Raw genomic sequence first — 22,054 nt, forward strand, 5'->3', positions numbered from 1 at the left:
CCTGATGACGGTTTGTTCCGGCGTGTCCGCCCAGCGGCCGCAGGAGCCGAAACCGCCGTTCCCTTACGCAACGGAAGAAGTGGAGTTTGAAAACACCATCGATACGTTGACGCTGGCCGGCACCTTTTCAAAGCCGCAGGGAAATGGCAAATTCCCCGCCGTTATACTCGTAACCGGCTCGGGGCCGCAGAACCGCAATGAGGAAATTATGGGCCACAAACCCTTTCTCGTATTGGCGGACCAGCTTACCCGCAACGGGATCGCGGTATTGCGGTATGATGACCGCGGCGTAGGGAATTCTACCGGTACCTACAGCGGGGCTTCCATCAGCGATTTTGCGCGTGATGCGAAGACCGCGTTTGAATACCTCCTGCTAAGGCCGGATGTGGATGCCAAAAGGATCGGGCTGATCGGGCACAGCGAAGGCGGCCAGATCGGGCAGATCGTGGCGGCGGAGCAGCCGGGTCTTGCATTCCTGGTAGCGCTGGCGGGGCCGGGCGTGAACGGTGTGGATGTGATGATCGCGCAAACAGAGGCCGTTAACCGGTCGATGGGGTTGCCGGAAAAGATGGTGACGCACAACGTAGGCATCCAGCGCAGCCTGATGGAGCTGATAGCGGAGGAAACAAATGATGATATGCTGCGGGTGAAGCTCCTGCAGCGATTGCAGGGTGTGTATGCGGCGCTGGACAGCAACACAAAGAAAATGGTAAAGGCGGAAACATTCGTCAACAGCGGTGTACAGAAGGTAATGAGCAAGGAATTTCTTTCCATCATCAGGCATGATCCGCAACATTTCTATCCAAAGATAAAATGCCCCGTACTGGCGCTTAATGGCACACGGGACATACAGGTGATATACGATATCAACCTGAAAGGATGGGAAAACGGGCTGAAGCAGGCGGGCAATAATAATATCACCACCCGTTCGTTTGAAGGATTGAACCATTTATTCCAGCATTGCAAAGCCTGTACGGTACCGGAATACGGGCAGCTGACAGAAACCATATCACCTGAAACGCTGGACGTTATCACCGCATGGGTGCAACAGCAGTCGGGCATCACGAAATAATTTTTCCCGTAATGCCCCGGCAATAGTTAATTTTGATTTCGAATATGGCAGGTAATAAACTGAAATCAGAAAAGAAAGAACCGAAAAAGAAAAAAGAGCAGGCCCCAGATCCTGATATACTGAAGCCGGATAAAGAGGCGGAAGTGAAGGTGAAGGAACTGGTAAAAGACGAGCGCACCCACAAAGTTCTTGGCGCGTTCTTTCTTTTGTTGTCCCTTTATTGCTTTATTGCATTCACCTCTTATCTTTTTACCTGGGAAGAAGACCAGGACAAGGTGTTCCGCTATTCTTCACAGGTGCTGTTCATGCACGAAATAGAGGTGGACAACCTGCTGGGGCGCCTTGGCGCTTTTGTGTCGCACTGGTTCTTTTACAAGGGCTTTGGCGTGGCATCTTACCTTTTCTGCTTTTTCTTTTTCATCATCGGTATCAATTTCATTGTGGGCCGCCGGGTGTTCCGGGTATGGCGCAATGTGAAATATATTCTTTTCGGCCTGCTGTTCATCAGCATGGCTTTGTCGTTTGTGGCCGGCAGCGCGGTATTCCCCTGGGGCGGCGCGCTCGGCGATGCGCTCAACAAGTGGACCAGCGGGTTCCTGGGCAAAACCGGCGCGGCGCTGTTGCTGATACTGGCCGGCCTTAGCTGGGTGATCTGGAAGTTCAATGTGGACTTCAAGTGGCCGGAACGCAAGCCCAAACCTCCTAAACCGGAGCCCTTCGCCGGCTTCGGCGAGCCGGATGAAGAGGAAGAAGAAATGCAAATGCCGGCGCCGACGCTTGTCGCTAAGAACAACGCGCTGAAAGGCGACGGCAGCACCATCACCGTGATCCCGCCGTCGGAAGAAGAGGAATATGACACCGGGTTGCAGCTGGTGGAAAAAGAAGAGCAGGAATCCGTTATCACCTACATTCCGCCAACACCGGAGCCTGAACCAGCACCGGAGCCGATGCCTGAACCAGAGCCTGAACCAGAACCGGCGCCGCTTCCGCAGCCAAGGAAAAAGCCTTCCGTTGCGGAGGAAGTGGCGTTCGAGATCAAGCCTTCGCATGAAGATCCGGCGGACGAAGAGATAGAAGAGATCGCAGTGGTGAGGGAGCCAGTGCAGACCGACCCCTACGAGCCCACCCTCGATCTGCGCGATTACAAATATCCGGCGCTCGACCTGCTGGAAAATCACGGATCGGACAAGATCGTGCAGGACGCATCGGAGCTGGAAAAGAATAAAAACCAGATCATCGACACGCTCAAGAACTACGATATTTCCATCCAGAAGATCAGCGCCACGGTAGGTCCCACGGTAACGCTCTACGAAATCGTGCCAGCCGCGGGCGTCCGCATCTCCCGGATCAAGAACCTGGAAGATGACATCGCCCTGAGCCTCTCCGCCCTCGGCATCCGCATCATCGCGCCCATCCCGGGGCGCGGTACCATCGGTATTGAAGTGCCGAACGTGAAAAAGACCATCGTATCGCTGCGTAACATGCTGGCATCAGACAAGTTCCAGCACAGCCAGATGGACCTGCCCATCGCCATCGGCAAGAAGATCGACAACGAGAACTTCATTGCGGACCTGGCCAAAATGCCCCACCTGCTGATGGCGGGCGCCACGGGGCAGGGTAAATCCGTCGGCATCAACACCCTGCTCGTATCACTGCTGTATAAAAAACATCCGTCCCAGCTGAAATTCGTGCTGGTAGACCCGAAGAAAGTGGAGCTGTCGCTTTACAAGCTCATCGAAAAGCACTTCCTCGCCAAACTGCCCGGCGAAGAGGACGCGATCATCACGGACACCAAGAAAGTGGTGCATACCCTCAACGCATTGTGTATTGAAATGGACCTGCGGTACGACCTGCTCAAAGAAGCCGGCACCCGCAACATCCGCGAGTACAACGGCAAATTCACGCAACGCCGCCTGAACCCGCAGAAAGGGCACCGCTACCTGCCGTTCATTGTGCTGGTGATCGACGAGTTCGCAGACCTGATCATGACGGCCGGCAAGGAAGTGGAAATGCCCATTGCGCGCCTCGCGCAGCTGGCCCGTGCCGTGGGCATACACCTGATCATCGCCACGCAGCGCCCGTCCGTCAATATCATCACCGGTACCATTAAAGCCAACTTCCCCGCACGTATTGCCTTCAAAGTGTCGTCTAAAATAGACTCCCGCACGATCCTGGACATCGGCGGCGCCGAACAGCTGATCGGGCAGGGAGACATGCTCATTTCCTTCAACGGCGAGCTGGTACGCCTCCAGTGCGCCTTTGTAGACACGCCCGAAGTGGAAAGCGTGGCCGAGTTCATCGGGGAGCAGCGCGGGTATCCGGACGCTTTCCTGCTGCCGGAATACATTGATGAAAAGGAGATGGAAGGGAAGGACTTCAGCCTGGCGGACAGGGACCCCCTCTTCGAGGAAGCCGCCCGGGTGATCGTACAGAACCAGCAAGGCTCCACATCACTGCTGCAAAGGAGGATGAAACTGGGCTATAACAGGGCCGGAAGGCTGATGGACCAGCTGGAAGCCGCCGGCATCGTAGGCCCTAACATGGGCAGCAAGGCGCGGGACGTGATGGTGAAAACCGAATCGGACCTCGAGGAAATCCTTAACAGTATGTTATAATTTGGGTGAATGACGGGTAACGGCTTCCGGTTTTGCCGGAAAAATGTCAATTTTGCAAATCTTTAACAGGAGCGCTTAAACGTATCGGCATAACATTTGTCTTACTTCCTGCAACTAATTAAAACCAAGAGAATGAAGAAAACAGTATTAACGGGATTGATCATGTGCGGAATGGTATTCGGAAGCGTGGCGCAGACCAGGACGCCTGCGGCAGCATCGGGGCAGAGCGACCCGAAAGCCAAAGCGGTGCTGGACAACGTGAGCAAAAAGTTCAAATCCCTCAAATCTGTGATCGCCAATTTCATACTGAAAATAGAAGGAGCGAACAACAGCGTATCCGACTCAAAGAAAGGATCGGTATACGTGAAGGGCCCGAAATATAAAGTAGTGATGGGCGAACAGGAGATCATCAGCGATAACCAGACTTCCTGGACTTACGTGAAGGATGTGAACGAAGTGACCATCAGCAACGTGGACCATAGCAACAACAGCATGACGCCCGCCAAGATCTTCACCAACTTCTACGACAAGGACTTCCTGTACCGCCTCACCGGTGAATCCACTGAAAAAGGCAAGGTGCTGCAGAACATAGAGCTGACACCGACCGACAAATCAAAGACCTTCTTCAAAGTGCTGGTAGACGTGGATAAAAAGACGCAGACGCTGGCGCGCATGAAAGTATTCGAGAAAAATGGCAACAAATATACTTACGAGATCAGCAACTTCACGCCCAACGGCGCTGTAAGTGACGCCACCTTTACTTTCGACCCGTCCAAATACCCCGGCGTGGAAGTAGTAGACCTCCGGTAAACCTTAATATCGAAATATAATAGAAAGAGGGTGTATCCGATACGCGATACACCCTCTTTCTATTATGGGCAGCCTGCCAGCCGTTCAGCGCTTTCATCTGTTTTGATGCTATCTCCTGCCACTGTCATCTATACAGCCGTATCTATTTAAACTTTACTTTTTTTTGCTACATTTGCCAAGTTTTATTATAAAAATCTAGCAATATGGCATACGACGTAATCGTAATTGGTAGTGGCCCCGGTGGATACGTGGCGGCTATCCGGGCTTCTCAACTGGGATTCAAAACAGCTGTGGTGGAAAGAGAGAATCTGGGCGGAATCTGTTTGAACTGGGGATGTATCCCGACCAAGGCATTGTTGAAATCAGCGCAGGTAATGGAATATATCCAGCATTCCAAAGATTACGGCGTAACGGTGGGTGATGCCAAAGCGGATTTTCCCGCGGTGATCAAACGCAGCCGCGGCGCTGCCGATAAAATGAGCAAAGGCGTTCAGTTCCTGATGAAAAAGAACAAGATCGATGTGATCATGGGGAACGCGAAGCTCAAAGCAAAAGGACAAGTAGAAGTGACCGACAAGGACGGTAAAGCTGCCGTTCATGAAGCCAAACATATCATTCTCGCCACCGGCGCCCGCGCCCGTGAGCTGCCGAACCTGAAGTTCGACGGCAAGACCGTGATCGGCTACCGCGAAGCGATGAACCTGCCCACACAGCCGAAAAGCATGATCGTGGTAGGCTCCGGCGCCATCGGCGTTGAGTTCGCCTATTTCTACGCCAGCATGGGCACCAAGGTGACCATCGTTGAGTTCATGCCGCGCATCGTTCCGGTAGAAGATGAAGATATCTCCAAAGAACTCGAAAAGATCTACAAGAAGAAAGGCATCGACGTAATGACCAACGCCAGCGTGGAAGCAGTAGAAGCTACCAAGTCCGGCGTAAAGGCCAAAGTAAAGACCGCCACCGGTGAAATCTCCCTGGAAGCGGACGTAGTGCTCAGCGCCGTAGGCATCACCGCCAACATCGAAAATATCGGCCTGGAGACCCTCGGCGTGAAAACCGACAAAGGCAAGGTGCTGGTAGATCAATATTACCAGACCAATGTTCCCGGCGTTTACGCGATCGGCGACATCGTTCCCGGCCAGGCCCTCGCGCACGTTGCCTCCAAAGAAGGCATCATTTGCGTGGAAGCCTTCGCCTACAACGAGAAAAAATACAACCACAAGCCGACACCGATCAACTATAACAACGTTCCGGGCTGTACTTATTGCTCACCCGAAATAGCTTCCGTAGGCTATACCGAGAAGCAGGCGAAGGAAGCCGGCTACGAAGTGAAAGTAGGCAAGTTCCCCTTCTCCGCATCCGGAAAGGCTGTGGGCGCAGGCGCTACCGAAGGTTTCGTGAAAGTGATCTTCGACGCCAAATACGGCGAATGGCTCGGCACCCACATGATCGGCATGAACGTAACGGAAGCCATTGTGCAGACCGTTACCGCCCGCACACTGGAAACCACCTACCAAGAAGTGCTCAACAGCATCCACCCGCACCCGACCATGAGCGAAAGCGTGAAAGATGCGATCGAAGTGGCTTACGGAGAGGCGATACATCTGTAATAACGAACTACTTCATAGTAAAACGAGGCTGTTTTCCGAAGAAAGGAAGCAGCCTCGTTTCGTTTTGAGCATTCAATGAACGATCCGGAATTTCCGGATCGTTCATTTTTATGTACGGGATAGCAATGAAATACCGGTCTTATTCAGGCAATTTATTATAAAGTAATTATCAACACAATGATAAGCCATAGATAACCCATATCTTATTAGGATGGCTTATATATGAGTTGTATATGGGTTATATATGGCTTATATATGGCTTATCTCATAGAAATAGCTATGGGAGAGGGGGGCCTGACCAAAGTGTACTTTATTCGAATAACTCTACAATAAAAATAAATTTTAACTCTTCGGTAATGATTGTTATTTTCGCATTATGAAATCATCTACAATAAAATAAAAATGAGGGAGTCAATTCGTGCAAATGTGAAAGATATTGCGAATATTCGCTTTGGATTACATGTAGTTCCCATAGAACGGGGAAATATTCTGTACTTGCAGGTGCGGCAGTTCGACGAGGAAGGAAGGTGGATGCCGGAAGAGGAAGAGTATATCAGCTATGACGAAAAAAGTGCGGAATTTTTACTCAAGGATGGTGATGTGCTGTTTGTCGGAAAAGGAAACAGGCTGTTTGCCTGGTGTTACCGGGAAGAATACGGCCCTGCGGTTGCGTCTTCTATCTTTTTTGTACTCCGGCCGAAATCCTCAGCTATTTATCCGGAATACCTGGCAGCTGTACTAAATGCACCACAAAGTAAATCAGCATTCCGGCAACTGGGTGGAGGTACCAATATTTTTTCTATCCGTAAATCGGAATTGGGTGCATTGGAAATCACGGTTCCTCCACTGAAGCGTCAGCAGCAAATAGTGGCATTCTCAACGGGTCATGCGGCCGAGATACGTATTGCGGAAGAAATGATCCGCCAGAAAAAGGAATTATATAAAATAATTATGTCAAAAATAATCAGGTAGTCATATGAAGAAGTTTACTCAAAAGGAGATCAATAATATAGTCTGGAAAGCCTGCGATACATTCCGCGGTACAATTGATCCTACACAGTATAAAGATTACATTCTCACCATGCTCTTCCTGAAATATCTGACGGATGTATGGAAAGACAGAAGGGAAGCTTATGCGGAAAAATACAAGAACGAGAAAATTCGTGTAGAGCGAGCGTTGCGGAATGAGCGCTTTATGGTGCCGGATGATTGTACTTTCGACCGGTTATTTGAAGAACGGAATAACAAGGAGTTGGGAGAAGTGATCAATAAGGCACTGGATATGCTGGAGGACGCTAACCGCACTAAGCTGGAGGGCGTTTTCAGGAATATTGATTTCAACAGTGAGGCAAACCTCGGCCAGACGAATGACCGGAACCGTCGCCTGAAAAACCTGCTGGTTGATTTTTCGGCACTCGATCTTCAACCTTCTCATTTGGAAGGAAATGATGTGATCGGCGATGCATACGAATACCTGATCGCAAGATTTGCCAGCGAAGCTGGTAAAAAGGCCGGAGAGTTTTATACGCCCGGCGAAGTATCAACATTGTTAGCGAAGTTGGTGGATGCACAACCGGGAAACCGCATCTGTGACCCGACCTGCGGTTCCGGTTCTTTGCTGATCAAAGTGGCGAGGGAAGTCGGTAATAATAACTTTTCCCTCTATGGCCAGGAAAATAATGGCAGCACCTGGGCGTTGGCCAGGATGAATATGTTCCTGCATGAAATGGATAATGCTACAATTGAATGGGGCGATACGATCAACAATCCGCGTTTGCTGGAAGACGATGAATTGATGAAGTTTGATGTTGTGGTAGCCAATCCGCCTTTTTCACTAGACAAATGGGGCGCGGAAAATGCTTCAACTGACCGTTATAGCCGCTTTCACAGGGGGATTCCACCTAAAAGCAAAGGAGATTATGCTTTTATTACGCATATGATCGAAACGGCGTATGAAGATACCGGTAAAGTGGGCGTAATTGCGCCGCATGGAGTATTGTTCCGTGGCAGCGGCGAGGGAAAGATCCGGAAGGAACTGATACAATCTAATCTGCTTGAAGCAGTGATCGGGTTACCTGCCAATCTTTTTTTTGGTACCGGCATACCGGCGGCCATCCTCATTTTTAATAAAGGGAAAGGAGAGAATAAAGATGTACTGTTCATTGATGCCAGCCGTGAGTTTGAATCCGGGAAAAATCAAAACAGATTGCGTCCCGCAGATATTGAACATATGGTAGATACATATAAGGCCTTTAGAGCGGCTCAACCACTAGCTGGTGAGAGAGGACAAGTGATTGAGGATAAATATGCTTACCGGGCTACTATAAAAGAGATTGCTGAAAATGATTACAACCTGAATATCCCCCGTTATGTAGATACGTTCGAGGAAGAAGAAGAAATTGATATCAAAGCTACGCAGGAAGAAATAAAGAAGTTGAGGTTGGAACTGGATGTGGTGGAGAAAAAAATGGAGGAATATTTAAAGGAGCTGGGTTTTTAAATCATGCACATGGAAAAGTTTCAGGTCTTACTTTACTCCACCCCGGAAGGGAATGGTAAAATTGAAGTGTTTTTTGAAGATGAAACATTCTGGTTGTCACAGAAAAAGATGGCAGAACTGTTTGGTGTGGATGTTCGTACTGTAAATGAACACATTAAAAATATATTCAATAGTTCTGAGCTGGAACCGGAGGCAACTATCCGGAAATTCCGGATAGTTCAAACTGAAGGCAGTAGGGAAGTTTCGCGGGAAGTTGAGTTTTATAACCTGGACGCTATAATAGCGGTTGGTTACCGGGTGAACAGCCTTGAAGCCACCCGTTTCCGCATATGGGCTACCAAAACCCTGCGTGAATTTATCATCAAAGGATTTGTAATGGATGATGAACGGTTGAAGCAGGGCAAGCAGTTCGGAAAGGACTATTTTGACGAATTGCTGGAACGCATCCGCGAAATAAGGGCCAGTGAACGCCGCTTTTATCAGAAGATCACGGATATCTACGCACAATGCAGTATCGACTACGATCCAGCGGCAGACACTACACAGGTTTTTTATAAAACGGTGCAGAACAAGCTGCACTGGGCGATCACCGGTCAAACTGCCGCGGAGATTATCCACAATCGGGTGGATGCCACCAAACCTAACATGGGCCTCACAACCTGGAAGCATGCGCCGGACGGTAAAATCATGAAATCCGATGTAAGCATTGCCAAAAACTACATGAGCGAAGAGGAGATAGACGAACTGAACCGCATTGTTTCCATGTACCTCGACTATGCAGAGAATCAGGCTAAACGGCAGATCCCCATGAGCATGACAGATTGGGTGGGTAAGCTGGACGGATTCCTGCAGTTCAACGAATATAATATCCTGAAAGACGCCGGTAGCATCCGGCATGATATTGCAAAGAAGCTGGCCGAAAAGGAGTTTGAGAAGTTCCGCATTGTGCAGGATCAGCGGTTTGAAAGTGATTTTGATAAAATGGCGAAAAAACTTCCTGCTAAAAATAAAAGTAAGAAAGATGAGTAATAAGACAATTCCAAATGTTAAGGGAAAAAGTATTACAGATAAAAGACCACAAGGATGGAAAGCTAAGAGACTGGGGGATTTAGTTAATATTATTAGCGGGAATAGTCCTGATAAGCAGAGTCTTCATTTGAAGGGGATATATCCTTATTTAAAGGTTGAAGATTTAAACAATAATAGTAAATATCAGAAGACAAGCAGAGAATATACAGATTTGGAGAAAAATTTGATTCCTGAGTACTCGATTATTTTTCCCAAAAGAGGAGCTGCTATTCTTAATAATAAAGTGCGGATATCTAAAGTTAAAGCTCAAATTGATAGCAACTTAATGGCTATTTTTCCACTGGATGAACAACTGGATAGCGAATTTTTGTATTATAAAATTAGCCAAATCGAACTTTATAAGATTGCTGATACATCAACTATACCTCAAATCAACAATAAACATATTATACCTTATAAAGTGCTTTTGCCTCCAATTTCCGAACAACAAAGCATTGTTAAAATTTTGGCAAGTTGGGACGAAGCTCTTTCAATTACACAGAATCTGATTTCTGCCTTACAAAACCGGAATAAAGGATTGATGCAGCAGTTGTTGACAGGAAAAAGGAGAATTCCTGCTTTTGCAAAGAAAAAATGGAGAAAATTGGCTGCAAACGAAGTTTTTAAAAGTATATCAAATAAAAATACCGATGGGGAGATACTATTATCTGCTACACAGGATAAGGGAATTATTCCAAGAACTATGCTGGAAGCAAGGGTTACTATGCCAACCGGTGACGTAAATTCATTTAAGTTAGTAGAAAGAGGAGACTTTGTTATTAGTCTGAGATCATTTCAAGGTGGAATTGAATATTCCGAGTATCGAGGAATCGTAAGCCCTGCTTATACTGTGTTGAAGCCCAAAAGGGAAATCTCCCCTCGATTTTATAAGCACTATTTCAAATCTTATGATTTTATTGGCCATTTAGCAGTAGCAGTAATAGGAATACGTGATGGCAAGCAGGTAAGTTATGAGGATTTTAGTATGATAAAATTGCCTCATCCTTCACTTGAAGAACAGGATACAATAGCTAGTGTTTTGGATGATGCCAGTAGAGAGATAGAATATTATAAAAGCAAGCTCGAATATCTTCAACAACAAAAGAAATACCTCATGCAAAAACTCCTCACCGGCGAAGTCCGCGTGAAAACACCCGAACCGGCCGCATAAAATCAATCTACAATGAGCACACCGTCTTTAAAAGAAACCCACATTTCCCAGATACCAGCGCTTCAACTCCTGATGAAGCTCGGGTATCGCTACCTGACGCCCGAGGAAGCGTTGGAGGCCCGGGGAGGCCGCAATGCCAATGTGCTGTTGGAGAGTATCTTAAAGGAGCAACTGAAGAAGATCAACAAGATCGAGTATAAGGGGAGGGAATTTCCCTTTGACGATGCGAATATCAATAACGGTATTGTTGCGTTGCGCGATTTACCGGTATATGAAGGATTTATAAGTGCCAACCAGGCTTTCTATAATCTTGTAACACTGGGTAAAAGCCTGGAACAAACCATTCTAGGGGATAAAAAGAGCTTTACATTCCGGTATATCGACTGGGAACATCCGGAAAACAATGTATATCACGTCACGGATGAATTTGACGTCACAAGAACAGGCAGGAAAGATACTTACCGTTCCGATATCGTACTCTTCATCAATGGTATTCCCATGGTGGTGATCGAATGTAAAAGCCCGAAACTGAAAGAACCGGTTGACAAAGCGATCGAGCAGCATGCCCGAAACCAGCAGGAAGATGGCATCCGCTCGCTGTATCACTATTCCAACCTACTGATTTCCACGGCTGTAAACGATGGAAGATACGGCACCACCAATACTCACAAGAAATTTTGGGGCGTATGGAAAGAAAAATATCGGACTGCCGAAGCCCGGGAGCAAGATCCGGCAAAACTCCTGCAATTGAAAAATGCTCCGTTGCCGGATAATGAACGTACCGTACTTTTTAAAGACCGCTACCGGGATGTATTGCCTTATTTTACCGAACTGGAGCAACAGGAAGTAGCCGTAACGGCACAGGACGAGCTGTTGTATCACCTCTGCAACCGACACAGGTTGCTCGACCTGATGTATAATTTCATATTGTACGATGATGGGGAAAAGAAAATAGCCCGTTATCAGCAGTATTTTTCAGTCCGCAAAATCATCGACCGTATCACAAGAAAGCAACCGGACGGTACCCGTCAGGGCGGTGTGCTCTGGCATACGCAGGGGAGCGGAAAATCCCTGACCATGGTTATGCTGGCGCAACTGATCGCCAACCATCCGGCCATCAAAAATCCCCGGCTCCTGCTGGTGTCGGATAGACTGGAACTGGATGAACAAATAAAAGAGACATTTAAAAAATGCAAGAAGCCGGTAAGGCAGGCTACCACCGGACGCCACCTCGTAGAACTGCTGGAGGATAAGGACGATGCAATCATCACTACTATCATCAACAAGTTTGAGAATGCAGTCAAGATAGCCGAGCCCTTTACTTCTCCGGATATTTTTGTACTTGTAGACGAAGGACACCGAAGCCAGTATGGAGCGTTTAACGTAAATATGCAAAGAGTGTTCCCCAATGCCTGCTTCATCGCTTTCACCGGTACACCTTTATTAAAGGCGGAACGGAATACAGCCAGCAAGTTTGGAGGTCTGATCGATATTTATGCTATCAATGACGCGGTGAAAGATGGGGCGGTTGTACCCCTGTTGTACGAGGGCCGTCATAACCTAATGGATGTAAATGCGAAGCCGCTGGATGAATACTTTGATATCGTTTCCGAGGATGTGTCAGACTACGGCAAGGCGAACGCGAAGCGGAAATTCTCGGCCAGAAACAAGATCGTTCAATCCATCAACTTTATTGACAATACGGCGAAAGATATATTTCTTCACTTCAGAGATCATATCCAGGCTACAGGGTTTAAAGCGCAGCTGGTGGCGCCTACAAAACTGGCAGCCGTCCGCTACCGGGACGCCTTTAAAGCCTTGGGTAAAGTATCGGTGGATGTGGTCATATCTCCACCGGACGACCGGGAAGGGGAAGAAGATGCCTTCGAGGAAAGCGATGACCAGATAAAGAAATTCTGGAAAGCCATGATGGGCCGGTATGGTACGCCGGATAAGTATGAAAAGAATATTGTACACAATTTTAAATACAGGGATCAGCCGGAGATTATTATCGTAGTAGATAAATTGCTCACCGGTTTTGATGCCCCGGTAAACCAGGTGCTGTATCTCACCCGGTCCTTAAAGGAACATACCCTGCTACAGGCCATTGCAAGGGTAAACCGTTTAGCGCCGGGGAAAGATCATGGCCTGATCGTTGACTATTTCGGCAACCTCGAAAATCTTGACGGCGCATTGAAAATGTATGCCAATGATGACACCCTGATAGATGATATTGATCTCGGCGATACGCTTGTTGATATTGCGAAGGAACTGTTGCAACTTCCGCAGGCACATTCCGGGTTGAAGGAGATTTTTAAGGACGTCAGAAATAAGCTGGATAGCGAAGCATATGAAGTTTTGTTGGGTGATGAAGCCATCCGGTATGAGTTTTACAAAAAACTGTCATTGTTCACCCGTTTATTAAAACTGGCCCTTGCCAGTGTTACCTTTATCAGAGATACCCCGGCACAGGTGGTGGATACTTATAAAAATGATCTCGCATTTTTCCTTGGCCTCCGGGCTTCCGTGATGCGCCGTTACTCGGATGAATTGAATTACAGCGAATATGAGGCCCAGGTGCAAAAACTGATCGACAAACATATCACTACAGATGGGGAAGTTTTGAAGATCACTGGCCCGGTAAATATATTCGACAAGGAAAAAAGGGAAGCGGAGCTGGAGCGTATTACCGGCAAGGCCGCCAAAGCGGACCACATTGCCAGCCGTACAGCCAGGGCTATCAGTATAAAAATGAATGATGATCAGGTGTTTTATAAACGCCTGTCAGAACTTATTCTTCAGACAATAGATGACTACCGGCAGCATCGGATTGATGAGGCCGAATACCTGGCGCGCATGATGCAACGGGAGTCTGAGTTTTTTGCCGGCCACGGCAATGATGTGCCGGAGGAATTGTTGGATAATGCCAATGCTATAGCCTATTATAACCTGGTATCGGAAGAGCTGAAAGAGATATTGAAGCAAGAGCGGGATAGTGTGGGCATAGCGGTAGCGATTGCATTGGGAATTGATAATGTGGTAAACGATAATATTTATGATAATGGTAAACCGGTGATAGACTGGTACAAAAACGAGGACGTCAAAGGTAAGATCCGTATTGAAATAGATGATCTGCTTTTTGATTTCACCGACAAATACAAATTTGATCCGGATCTGGAGCGATTTGATTACCTGATAGATGAAAGCATTAAAATTGCAGAATCGAAACACAGATAAGTAATGCAGCGATTCATACGATTTGGCGCAAGGAAGATTGATTTTGTATTGCAATGCACCACGAGGAGAAGCCTGACTATCCAGGTACGACCGGATGGTATGGTGGTAGTTAATGCACCGAATAGTTTTCCCGAGGATAAAATATTGGAAAAAGTAAAATTGAAGGCGCCCTGGATATTAAAACAGCAGGAGTACTTCAGCCGTTTTCCGGTGCCGCTTTCGCCCCGGCGGTTCGTTAGCGGGGAAACTCACCTTTACCTTGGCCGTCAACATAAACTGAAGGTAGTAAAGGCTACGGAACGAATGATAAAAGTATATAGGGGGCAGCTATGGGTTTACAGTGATGATACAAGTCCGACGGTTGTTAAGGCAATTATCGGCAGTTGGCAAAAGGAAAGAGCAAATGCGGTATTCCGCGAACTGTTTGAGGCTTGGCTTCCGAGGATAAAACGATATTGGAAAGAAACACCTCGCTTGGTCATTCGCAAGATGTCCGGAAGATGGGGAAGTTGCACGGGAAAAGGGAGTATTATTTTGAATCTGGAATTAATTAAAGCTTCCAAAAGCTGTATTGAATACGTGATTGTTCATGAACTATGTCATTTGGTGCATCACAATCATACCCGGCAGTTTTTCAAATTACTTGAAAAACTATTGCCGGATTGGAGGAAAAGAAAGCAAAGGCTGGAGGATCGCCTCGCGTAGGTACCCCCCCCCCCGATTGTTAGTGTCTTTTAAACGGTTATTATTATGCAGCAGTGTTCACCGATATTCCATTATACACATTTACAGAAAGATGAAGTGGCTGACCCGCTAAGGGCCATTCACCGTTTTTGTGTTCTCTATGATCTGCCGGAACTAAGGGCGAATCTTTGGAGCTGGTTATCTGAAATGCTATCCAGTAATGAGACGTCATACGATAGTCCTGAACGTAGGGCAGACCTTCTGCTGCTCTATGAAAAGTTGCAAGGCTTGCTGGACGCTGTTTTTCTGATTAACGATCGTGCTGCGAGTATCCCGGGCTTTGATCAACAGTGATTTTGCCAGATTCCGACTTCCCCGTCATCAACCTAACGATCCTGTCAAATATCCCCGTATTTTCATACATCCCCATAAACGCCGCCGCTCCCGGTCCATAGGCGAACACCGGCACCATGATGTCCGTATGATCATCCGAACTGAAATGACCGCGCACAAACCTCCTGCGATAAGATGCATCCTGGATGCTAAGCCCCCCGGTTTCATGGTCCGCTGTAACGATCACCAGCGTTTCACCGTCCGTATCCGCGAAACGAAGCGCATCGCCAATCATCCTGTCAAAATCATGCAGCTCGGTGATCACATAAGGAAGATCATTGGCATGGCCGCCGTAATCGATCTGCGCGCCTTCCGCCATGATAAAAAAGCCTTGTTCATTCGCGGATAACAGGCTGACCGTTTTTTCCAGCGAAGCCTGTAACATGGCGCCACGGCCTTTTTTTACGGGTCTGCATACAGAATCATGCAGTAATACCAGGTGCTTCCCGCTTTCAGTGCTGTTAAAAGCGGCAAGGTCTGAAGAGTAAGTAAATCCTTTCTGCTGCAACTTCTTCATCAGTTGTGCATCCGGGTTGGCGATGAAACTTTTACGGTTACTGCCAACGAGTATATCAATGTTACTGGTCAGCAGGTCGGCTGCAATTTTAAAGGTGGAAGAACGTTCGGGTTGATGCGCGTAAAACGCAGCGGGTGTGGCGTCTGTGACATCACCGCTGCTGATGATGCCGCTTTTGATGCCGTACCGGGAAAGCGTATCCGGAATAGCCGTCAGCGGCCGGCCGGCAGTATCTACGCCCACATAGCGGTTATTCGTTTTTTTACCGCTGGCCATGGCCGTGCCGCCTGCGGCGGAATCAGTGATGTCAGAGTTCACCGCTTCCGTACGGGAAAGCCCGATGTGCCGGAACATACTCAAATGCAGCGCTCCGCCATTGGCGGTCAGTGCCGCCTGTATCTGCGCCAGCCCCATGCCGTCACCGATCAGCAGGATCACGTTCTTTACGCGCTTTTTAGCGCCGTCTGTATTGTAGGTAGGTTGATAGATGTTGTAAGCAGCGGGACTGGTGTATTGCAGCCTTTCACGGCCTGCGTAGAAGCCGCGCAGGTCTTCCGGGTGGTCCGTCCCGATCCAGTCCGCGCCCAGCTTTTCCAGTTCGGACCAGGTGTTGGGGTTATCTTTCGTTCCCCAGAAGCGGAACGGCTTTCCCTGATCATGTGCTTGCCGCACTACAGCGGCGAGTTTTTTCGTGTCCTCTGGCGTGGGTGTTCCCTTGCCGTTCCAGACGGAGTAGTTGCGCAGGTTATCGCTGATCATCGCGATCCGTTCGAGTTGCGCTGCATTGTATTTCACCGCGGGTCGTCCGTCGTAAAAAATATAATCCGGGTAGTCCGCGAATTTTTCCGGCGGCGGAATATTTCCGCTGAGCACAACGCGCACAGCGTGACGGTTCAGATCATGCAAATAGGGTTGCAGTGCTTTCACCAGCGCGGGAATCACGTCTTTGTAGCTTTCTTTGATGTCGATCAGTAGTTGCAGCGTTCTTGCGCTGTCTGGCGGGAGTTTGGCAATGGCTTGCAGGTAGAGGCTTTCCAGTGTTTTTGCAGTGGATAGCTCTTCCTTTTCATGTGCTACCAGCAGCTGGCCGTCACGGAGATAAACATCGGCCTCTATGGAACCCATGCCGGCGTAATAGGCCAGCAGAAAGGGAATGTGCTGTTTGTAATCATTATGGCTGTGGCCGTTTGCGGCGGTGTAAACGCGCTGCTGGGCTGAAACGGCGGGAGCGATCAATAGCAGGAGAAATAAATACTTCATGTGTTGCAAGGTTAGTAAAAGAGCTGTCCCGGTTACTTTTGGGACAGCTCTTTTGGGTCAGGCAGGCATTATTGGGGCCAGCCCGGTGTTTGTTTATATTTTCCGTTGCTGCGGGAAATTTCATCCGGGTTGATCGGCCAGGCCATGTGGCGGTTGGGATCGAAGCTGCGTTTCGGCCATATCTCTTTGATGGTATAGGGGGATGCGGGATCGGTGGAATTGGCGTGGCTCCGTCCATGCAGCGGGGCATTGATCATATCGTAATCGCCCCAGCGTTTCAGGTCCTGCAGCCGGTCCGTCCACTCGCAGCCCAGTTCCACGCGGCGCTCATGCTTGAGGTCTTCCAGCGTGGGCACGCCGATGTTTCCGAGGCCCGCGCGGTTCCTGATCTCGTTCAGCGGCGCGGTAGCTTCGCCGGCCCTGTTGAGGTTGATGAGCGCTTCCGCTTTGAACAGCAGGATCTCCGCGTAGCGGATCAACGGGAGGTTGAGGCGCGTAGTGGGATAGTCGCCATTCGGGTTGATGTTCGGGTTGCTGCCGGCGTCTTCATCAGCGCCGTAGCTGTAGGGTTCCATGTATTTGTTGATCTGGAAACCGGAGAGGCTGTTGGTGGAGAAGTAATCGCGTTCCACGCCGAAGTAGGTGAACTTGTCGCCGAACTTGAGAATGGTCACTTCGCGCCGCGGATCGTTGGCTTCATATTCGTCGTACAGTTCTTCCGTGGGCTGGAAGTATCCCCATCCATTGTAAATGCCCCAGCCTTTGTTTTCGAGGATAACGCCGGGAAACTCGGAGCCGCCCTGCACGCCGGAGGTAACGGACCAGATGTATTCCGACCCCCAGTTCTGGGCGATGGTAAATACGGCGCGGTAGTTCGCCGCTCCGCTGCCCATGCCGGTTACCAGCCCGCGGTTGCCTTCAGTGCGGATCTTGTCACATAATGCGGGAACAGGTTCCCATTTGGTCTGATCGAATTGCGCCCAGTAAGCGTAGGCTTTTACCATGTATGCCCAGGCCGCGGCTTTATGCGCTCTGCCACGATTGGCGGCGTCGTAGGATTCAAAGAAGGGCAGCAGTTCAGCGGCTTTTTCCAGGTCTTTGACGATCTGCGCGTAGTTGTCTTTTACAGAAGCCAGCTGCGGCGGGATGCGGCTTCCATAGCCTTCCAGCTCCGGCCCGTCGAAAGGCACGCCCTGGTCCTCATGCCCCCAGATATAAGCGATCCAGAAATGCGCAAAACCTCTCATGAAATACGCTTCCCCGAGCGTACGGTCACGCACGGATGCCGTTACATTCACGGCATTGGGGATGCCTTCAATGATCTGGTTGGCTTTGTTGACCAGCCAGTAAAGATCATTCCATGCGGTGGTGAGATAACCTTCGCGGCCGGAGGGAATGAAGTTCTTGATGTTTTCCGCTTCCGCCTTTACACGTCCCACTACCAGGTCGTCGCTCGCTACCTGTATCCAGAACAGGTCACGGCCCCAGGTAGATTCGTAACGCATGGGCACATACAAAGCGGCCGCGGCTTTTTCAAGGTCTTCATCGCTTTGCCAGAAGAAGGCGGTGGTGGGTTCGCCGTTGGGTTTGGTATCCACCCAGTTTTTGGTGCAGGCGCTCAGTCCTGTCACCAGCAATGTCAGCAATAATATATTGTTTAGTTTCTTTTTCATCCGTTTAGATTTTTTGTTTGCTAGATCAGAGGTTCAGTTTAACACCTACGGAAAAGATGCGTGAAAGGGGAAATTGCCCGCCATCCAGGCCAATGCCGCCTACTTCCGGGTCCATGCCGGTGTATTTGGTGAAGGTGAGCAGGTTGTCGCCGCTCACATATACGCGCAGACCCGCGTTCCACGACATTTTAGGGAAAGTGTAGCCGATGAGCAGGTTCTTGAGACGGAGGTAATTACCGTTTTCGAGATACCAGTCAGACACTGTCTGGAAGTTTTTGTTCGGATCGTTGGCGGATATGCGCGGGATGTCCGAGCCGGTGTTTTCGGGGGACCAGGCATCGAGGATTTTATCCCAGCGGTTGTAGCCCTGTTCGGCGCCGTTGAGCGTGGATTGTTTGAAAGCATGGAAGATCTTCACGCCGCCTACGCCCTGGAAGAACATGCTGAGATCGAAATTTTTCCACGTCAGGTTAGCGGTGAAGCCGTAGGTGAAATCCGGGAAAGCGCTGCCCATGAAAACCCTGTCCGCATCATTGATCTGACCGTCATTGTTCTCGTCGATGAATTTCAGGTCGCCCGCTTTTGCATTCGGCTGGATGCGGGTGCCGTCTTTTGTATAAGCCGCGGCTTCCGCATCCGACTGGAAGATACCATCGTTACGGATCAGCCAGTAAGAATAATAAGGCTGGTCAACAACAGAGCGGTAGGGATTCAATACGCCTCTCCACGCATCGCCGTGCGACCAGAAAGAGTTGGCATTATCATCGATATAAGCTACCCTGTTCTTCAGCGTGGCGATGTTACCACCGATCTCGTAGCGCAGCATGCCCACCTGGTCGCGCCAGCTGGCGGCCACTTCAAAACCGGTATTGCGGATCTCGCCCTGGTTGATGAGCGGCGCGCCAAAACCGAAGGTATTGGGCCAGTCGGTATCCTGCAATTTGATAAGGTCGTACGTCAGCTTGTCAAAATAATCGACGGTGATGTTCAGTCTTTCATCCATCAGGCTGATATCAAGACCGATATCGGATTGCCTGGAAGTTTCCCAGGTAAGATCAGGATTGTAAAGGCTGTTCATATACAGCGCATTGGACTGCGGAGAGGTTTCTCCCACCTGGTAGGTATGGTTGGAGCTGAGCTTGGGATAGCCGTAGTAGCGGCCAACGGAACCAATGTTGCCGATGCGTCCCCAGCTGGCGCGTATCTTGATCAGGTCAACGCCTTTCACGTTAAAGAACGGTTCGGAACTGAGTTTCCAGGCCGCGGTAATACCGGGGAAGCCTTTCACGCGGTTGTCTGCCGCCAGGCGGCCGGCGATATCAAAACGGTAGCTGCCGGTCACAAAGTAGCGGTCTGCCCAGCTATAGGAAATTCTTCCTACGTAAGAGAGGTTGCGGTCTTCCCACTGATCGTCCGTCGGGCGGTTCTGATCGAAGATGCTGGCGTTGATGAAGAATCTTGACCAGTCCGCTTCGTTCTCGATGCCTTTTGCTGCCGCGCTGAAGGAGCGCGCGCCGTTTTCCTGCGCCGTTACAGATGCCATGGCGCCGATGTTATGTTTGTTAAAAATGCGGTTGTACGTGGCGGTGTTCTCCCATATCCAGCTATACTCGCGGTTGGTGGAGTAGGAGAGCGTGTTCTGGTTGTTCGGCTTGCCGGGCTCGGTCCTGCGCGGCTCGAAGTTCTTCCACAGCGAGCTATTGCTGCGGTAGGCGAAACGGGAGAGGAAGCTCAGGCCTTTCACGATGTCGGATACCGACAGCTCGGTGACGGATTGCAGGTCGTTGCCTTTGTTGAAAGGTTTGTTCCGCAGCAGGGTGGCAACGGGGTTGATGGCGTCGCCGTGGATGCCAAGGTAGTCGGATTCGCGGGGGCCTACGCCGCCGAATGTTCCATCTTCATAATACGGTGTGGCGGAACGCGGCATGTAGATCGCGGAGAGGATGCTGCCGCTGTAGCCGCTGGATGTTTCCGTGCCGCGGTTGTCGTTATTGTTCCAGAACAGTTCCTGGCGGACCTTGATGTTGTGGCTGAATTCGTAGAAAGCGTTCAGGCGGAGCGAAAGGTTTTTGTTGTAGGTATTGATAAGGGTGCCTTCTTCGTTTTCATATCTCGCCTGCAGGAGGGTGGAGAATTTGTCGGTTCCCGCGTTCACGCTGACGGTATGCCGTTGAACGATGCCGGTGCGGAAGATCTCGTCCATCCAGTCCGTGCGGGTCACCTGTGCGTAAGGGTTCACGGAGGCGTCCCAGCCGCTGAGCGGCGTAAGGCCGGCGTTGGTGTACGCAAGGTTGGATACTTTGGCTTCGTCTTCCGCGCGGAGGGACTGCGGCAGCCTCCAGGCGTTCTTGATGCCGGTGAAGCCGGTGTATTCAACGCCGGGCGCCCCTTTTCTGGCCTGGCGCGTGGTGATGAGTATCACGCCCGCGGAGCCGGAGAAAGCGCCGTATATCGCCGCGGAAGCGGCATCTTTCAGTATGGTGATGGATTCAACGTCCGCGGGATTGTACGGGGCGTTGGGCACGCCGTCCACTACATACAGCACGCTTTCCGTTGCTCTTGAGCCCACGCCGCGGATCGTTACCTTGGGGGAACTGTTGGGATGGCCGCCGTTATTGACTACGGTCACACCGGCCACCTTCCCCTGGATCATGGCGGGTACGTTCAGCACGGGGCGGCTCCTGATCTGCTCCATGTCCGGCACTACGGAAACTGCGGCGGACAGGTCCGCTTTCTTGGCGGTGCCGTAGCCGAGCACCACTATTTCGTTCAGCGACTGCCGGCTGTTCGCCAGCACTACGTCCATTTCCCCCGACTTCTCTACCGGCAGTTCCCGGTTCTCGAAGCCCACGGAGCTGAAGCGCAGCACATCGCCTTCATTTACGCTGATCTCGTACCGGCCGTCCGCATCGGTGATGGCCCTTTTTTCGGTGCCTTTCACCCATACGGTCACACCGGGCACGGGTTCGCCGTCAGAAGTGGCTACCCGGCCTTTTACCTTGCGGTCGCGGGACTGGGCCGGGATGGTTGTGGCGGCCGGTGCGGCTGCTTTGCGGAAAAGTATGGAAGTATTGCTCACGTTGAATTCTATGCCCGCCCTGGTGCGCAGGAGGTTCAGGGCTTCGCCCAGCGTGATGTTGTTTGCTTCAAAATCATTTACCGTGATCTTGTCGAAATCCCCGGTGATAAAGCTGAAAGAATAACGGCTTTGTTTGTCAAGGGCATCCAGTACGCTGGAAAGGGATGCTTTGCTGATATTTAATTTCACACGCTCATTCAGGGCTGTCTGCTGGCTGAAGCCGGGAGCAGATAGCAGTAGCAGGCCCATGAACAGGCACAGGCGCAACAATGTGGGAACAGCCGTCCGTTGCCGGTGGGCATGCTGTTCCGGTCTGGTAAATTTTTTCTTCATGATGTGTTGTTTTTACAGGGGTATTTCAGGGG

At 50.0% G+C, this 22,054-nt stretch carries 13 protein-coding genes; 10 read left to right on the top strand and 3 right to left on the bottom strand.

Annotated features, from left to right (window positions below; translation table 11 throughout):
• Window positions 1-4 precede the first annotated feature (4 nt).
• The 10 genes from CCY01nite_RS15250 to CCY01nite_RS15295 all read left to right on the top strand — a co-directional run bounded on the left by CCY01nite_RS15250 (window position 5) and on the right by CCY01nite_RS15295 (window position 14,788).
• On the top strand, window positions 5-1,072 hold the full coding sequence (locus tag CCY01nite_RS15250; RefSeq protein ID WP_186831076.1) for an alpha/beta hydrolase family protein: 1,068 nt from the start codon (window positions 5-7) through the stop codon (window positions 1,070-1,072).
• Window positions 1,073-1,116: 44 nt separating this feature from the next.
• Entirely contained in the window at window positions 1,117-3,687 is a 2,571-nt protein-coding gene (locus tag CCY01nite_RS15255) for an FtsK/SpoIIIE family DNA translocase (RefSeq protein WP_146863346.1), read from the top strand.
• Window positions 3,688-3,819: 132 nt separating this feature from the next.
• A complete protein-coding gene (lolA1, locus tag CCY01nite_RS15260) occupies window positions 3,820-4,497 on the top strand; it encodes an outer membrane lipoprotein periplasmic chaperone LolA1 (protein ID WP_146863349.1) in 678 nt (225 codons plus the stop codon).
• Window positions 4,498-4,700: 203 nt separating this feature from the next.
• On the top strand, window positions 4,701-6,107 hold the full coding sequence (lpdA, locus tag CCY01nite_RS15265) for a dihydrolipoyl dehydrogenase (RefSeq protein WP_146863352.1): 1,407 nt from the start codon (window positions 4,701-4,703) through the stop codon (window positions 6,105-6,107).
• A 426-nt stretch (window positions 6,108-6,533) separates the two neighbouring features.
• The gene (locus CCY01nite_RS15270; RefSeq protein ID WP_186831077.1) at window positions 6,534-7,079 is read left to right on the top strand and encodes a restriction endonuclease subunit S; all 546 of its coding nucleotides are present in this window, start codon (window positions 6,534-6,536) and stop codon (window positions 7,077-7,079) included.
• 4 nt (window positions 7,080-7,083) lie between these two features.
• Complete coding sequence (locus CCY01nite_RS15275) at window positions 7,084-8,607, top strand: type I restriction-modification system subunit M (protein WP_146863358.1); 1,524 nt, start codon at window positions 7,084-7,086, stop codon at window positions 8,605-8,607.
• A gap of 9 nt (window positions 8,608-8,616) precedes the next feature.
• Window positions 8,617-9,636 carry a virulence RhuM family protein gene (locus CCY01nite_RS15280; protein WP_146863361.1) on the top strand — a complete coding sequence of 340 codons (1,020 nt, stop codon included), beginning with the start codon at window positions 8,617-8,619 and terminating at the stop codon, window positions 9,634-9,636.
• Complete coding sequence (locus CCY01nite_RS15285) at window positions 9,629-10,846, top strand: restriction endonuclease subunit S (RefSeq protein WP_146863363.1); 1,218 nt, start codon at window positions 9,629-9,631, stop codon at window positions 10,844-10,846. The genes CCY01nite_RS15280 and CCY01nite_RS15285 overlap by 8 nt, the downstream gene beginning before the upstream one ends.
• Before the next feature lie 12 nt (window positions 10,847-10,858).
• Window positions 10,859-14,083 (top strand): type I restriction endonuclease subunit R, encoded by a 3,225-nt coding sequence (locus tag CCY01nite_RS15290; protein ID WP_146863366.1) that lies wholly within the window; start codon window positions 10,859-10,861, stop codon window positions 14,081-14,083.
• A gap of 3 nt (window positions 14,084-14,086) precedes the next feature.
• Window positions 14,087-14,788, top strand: a complete 702-nt coding sequence (locus CCY01nite_RS15295; protein WP_146863369.1) for a M48 family metallopeptidase — start codon at window positions 14,087-14,089, stop codon at window positions 14,786-14,788.
• Between the two features lie 289 nt (window positions 14,789-15,077).
• Here CCY01nite_RS15295 and CCY01nite_RS15300 read toward each other — a convergent pair whose 3' ends face one another.
• From CCY01nite_RS15300 to CCY01nite_RS15310, 3 genes are all read right to left on the bottom strand, one after another.
• Window positions 15,078-16,937, bottom strand: a complete 1,860-nt coding sequence (locus CCY01nite_RS15300; RefSeq protein WP_146863372.1) for an alkaline phosphatase — start codon at window positions 16,935-16,937, stop codon at window positions 15,078-15,080.
• Between the two features lie 68 nt (window positions 16,938-17,005).
• Window positions 17,006-18,610, bottom strand: coding sequence for a RagB/SusD family nutrient uptake outer membrane protein (locus CCY01nite_RS15305; RefSeq protein WP_146863375.1), 1,605 nt, complete (start codon window positions 18,608-18,610; stop codon window positions 17,006-17,008).
• A gap of 25 nt (window positions 18,611-18,635) precedes the next feature.
• On the bottom strand, window positions 18,636-22,022 hold the full coding sequence (locus CCY01nite_RS15310) for a SusC/RagA family TonB-linked outer membrane protein (protein WP_222614391.1): 3,387 nt from the start codon (window positions 22,020-22,022) through the stop codon (window positions 18,636-18,638).
• Window positions 22,023-22,054 lie beyond the last annotated feature (32 nt).

Source organism: Chitinophaga cymbidii (assembly GCF_007992715.1).
Lineage (GTDB): Bacteria > Bacteroidota > Bacteroidia > Chitinophagales > Chitinophagaceae > Chitinophaga > Chitinophaga cymbidii.

What these genes read in the sequence shown, in the direction of transcription:
- CCY01nite_RS15250 (WP_186831076.1), top strand. Translation starts at nt 5, where the DNA reads ATGACGGTTTGTTCCGGCGTGTCCGCCCAGCGGCCGCAGGAGCCGAAA.
- CCY01nite_RS15255 (WP_146863346.1), top strand. Translation starts at nt 1,117, where the DNA reads ATGGCAGGTAATAAACTGAAATCAGAAAAGAAAGAACCGAAAAAGAAA.
- lolA1 (WP_146863349.1), top strand. Translation starts at nt 3,820, where the DNA reads ATGAAGAAAACAGTATTAACGGGATTGATCATGTGCGGAATGGTATTC.
- lpdA (WP_146863352.1), top strand. Translation starts at nt 4,701, where the DNA reads ATGGCATACGACGTAATCGTAATTGGTAGTGGCCCCGGTGGATACGTG.
- CCY01nite_RS15275 (WP_146863358.1), top strand. Translation starts at nt 7,084, where the DNA reads ATGAAGAAGTTTACTCAAAAGGAGATCAATAATATAGTCTGGAAAGCC.
- CCY01nite_RS15280 (WP_146863361.1), top strand. Translation starts at nt 8,617, where the DNA reads ATGGAAAAGTTTCAGGTCTTACTTTACTCCACCCCGGAAGGGAATGGT.
- CCY01nite_RS15285 (WP_146863363.1), top strand. Translation starts at nt 9,629, where the DNA reads ATGAGTAATAAGACAATTCCAAATGTTAAGGGAAAAAGTATTACAGAT.
- CCY01nite_RS15290 (WP_146863366.1), top strand. Translation starts at nt 10,859, where the DNA reads ATGAGCACACCGTCTTTAAAAGAAACCCACATTTCCCAGATACCAGCG.
- CCY01nite_RS15295 (WP_146863369.1), top strand. Translation starts at nt 14,087, where the DNA reads ATGCAGCGATTCATACGATTTGGCGCAAGGAAGATTGATTTTGTATTG.
- CCY01nite_RS15300 (WP_146863372.1), bottom strand. Translation starts at nt 16,937, where the DNA reads ATGAAGTATTTATTTCTCCTGCTATTGATCGCTCCCGCCGTTTCAGCC.
- CCY01nite_RS15305 (WP_146863375.1), bottom strand. Translation starts at nt 18,610, where the DNA reads ATGAAAAAGAAACTAAACAATATATTATTGCTGACATTGCTGGTGACA.
- CCY01nite_RS15310 (WP_222614391.1), bottom strand. Translation starts at nt 22,022, where the DNA reads ATGAAGAAAAAATTTACCAGACCGGAACAGCATGCCCACCGGCAACGG.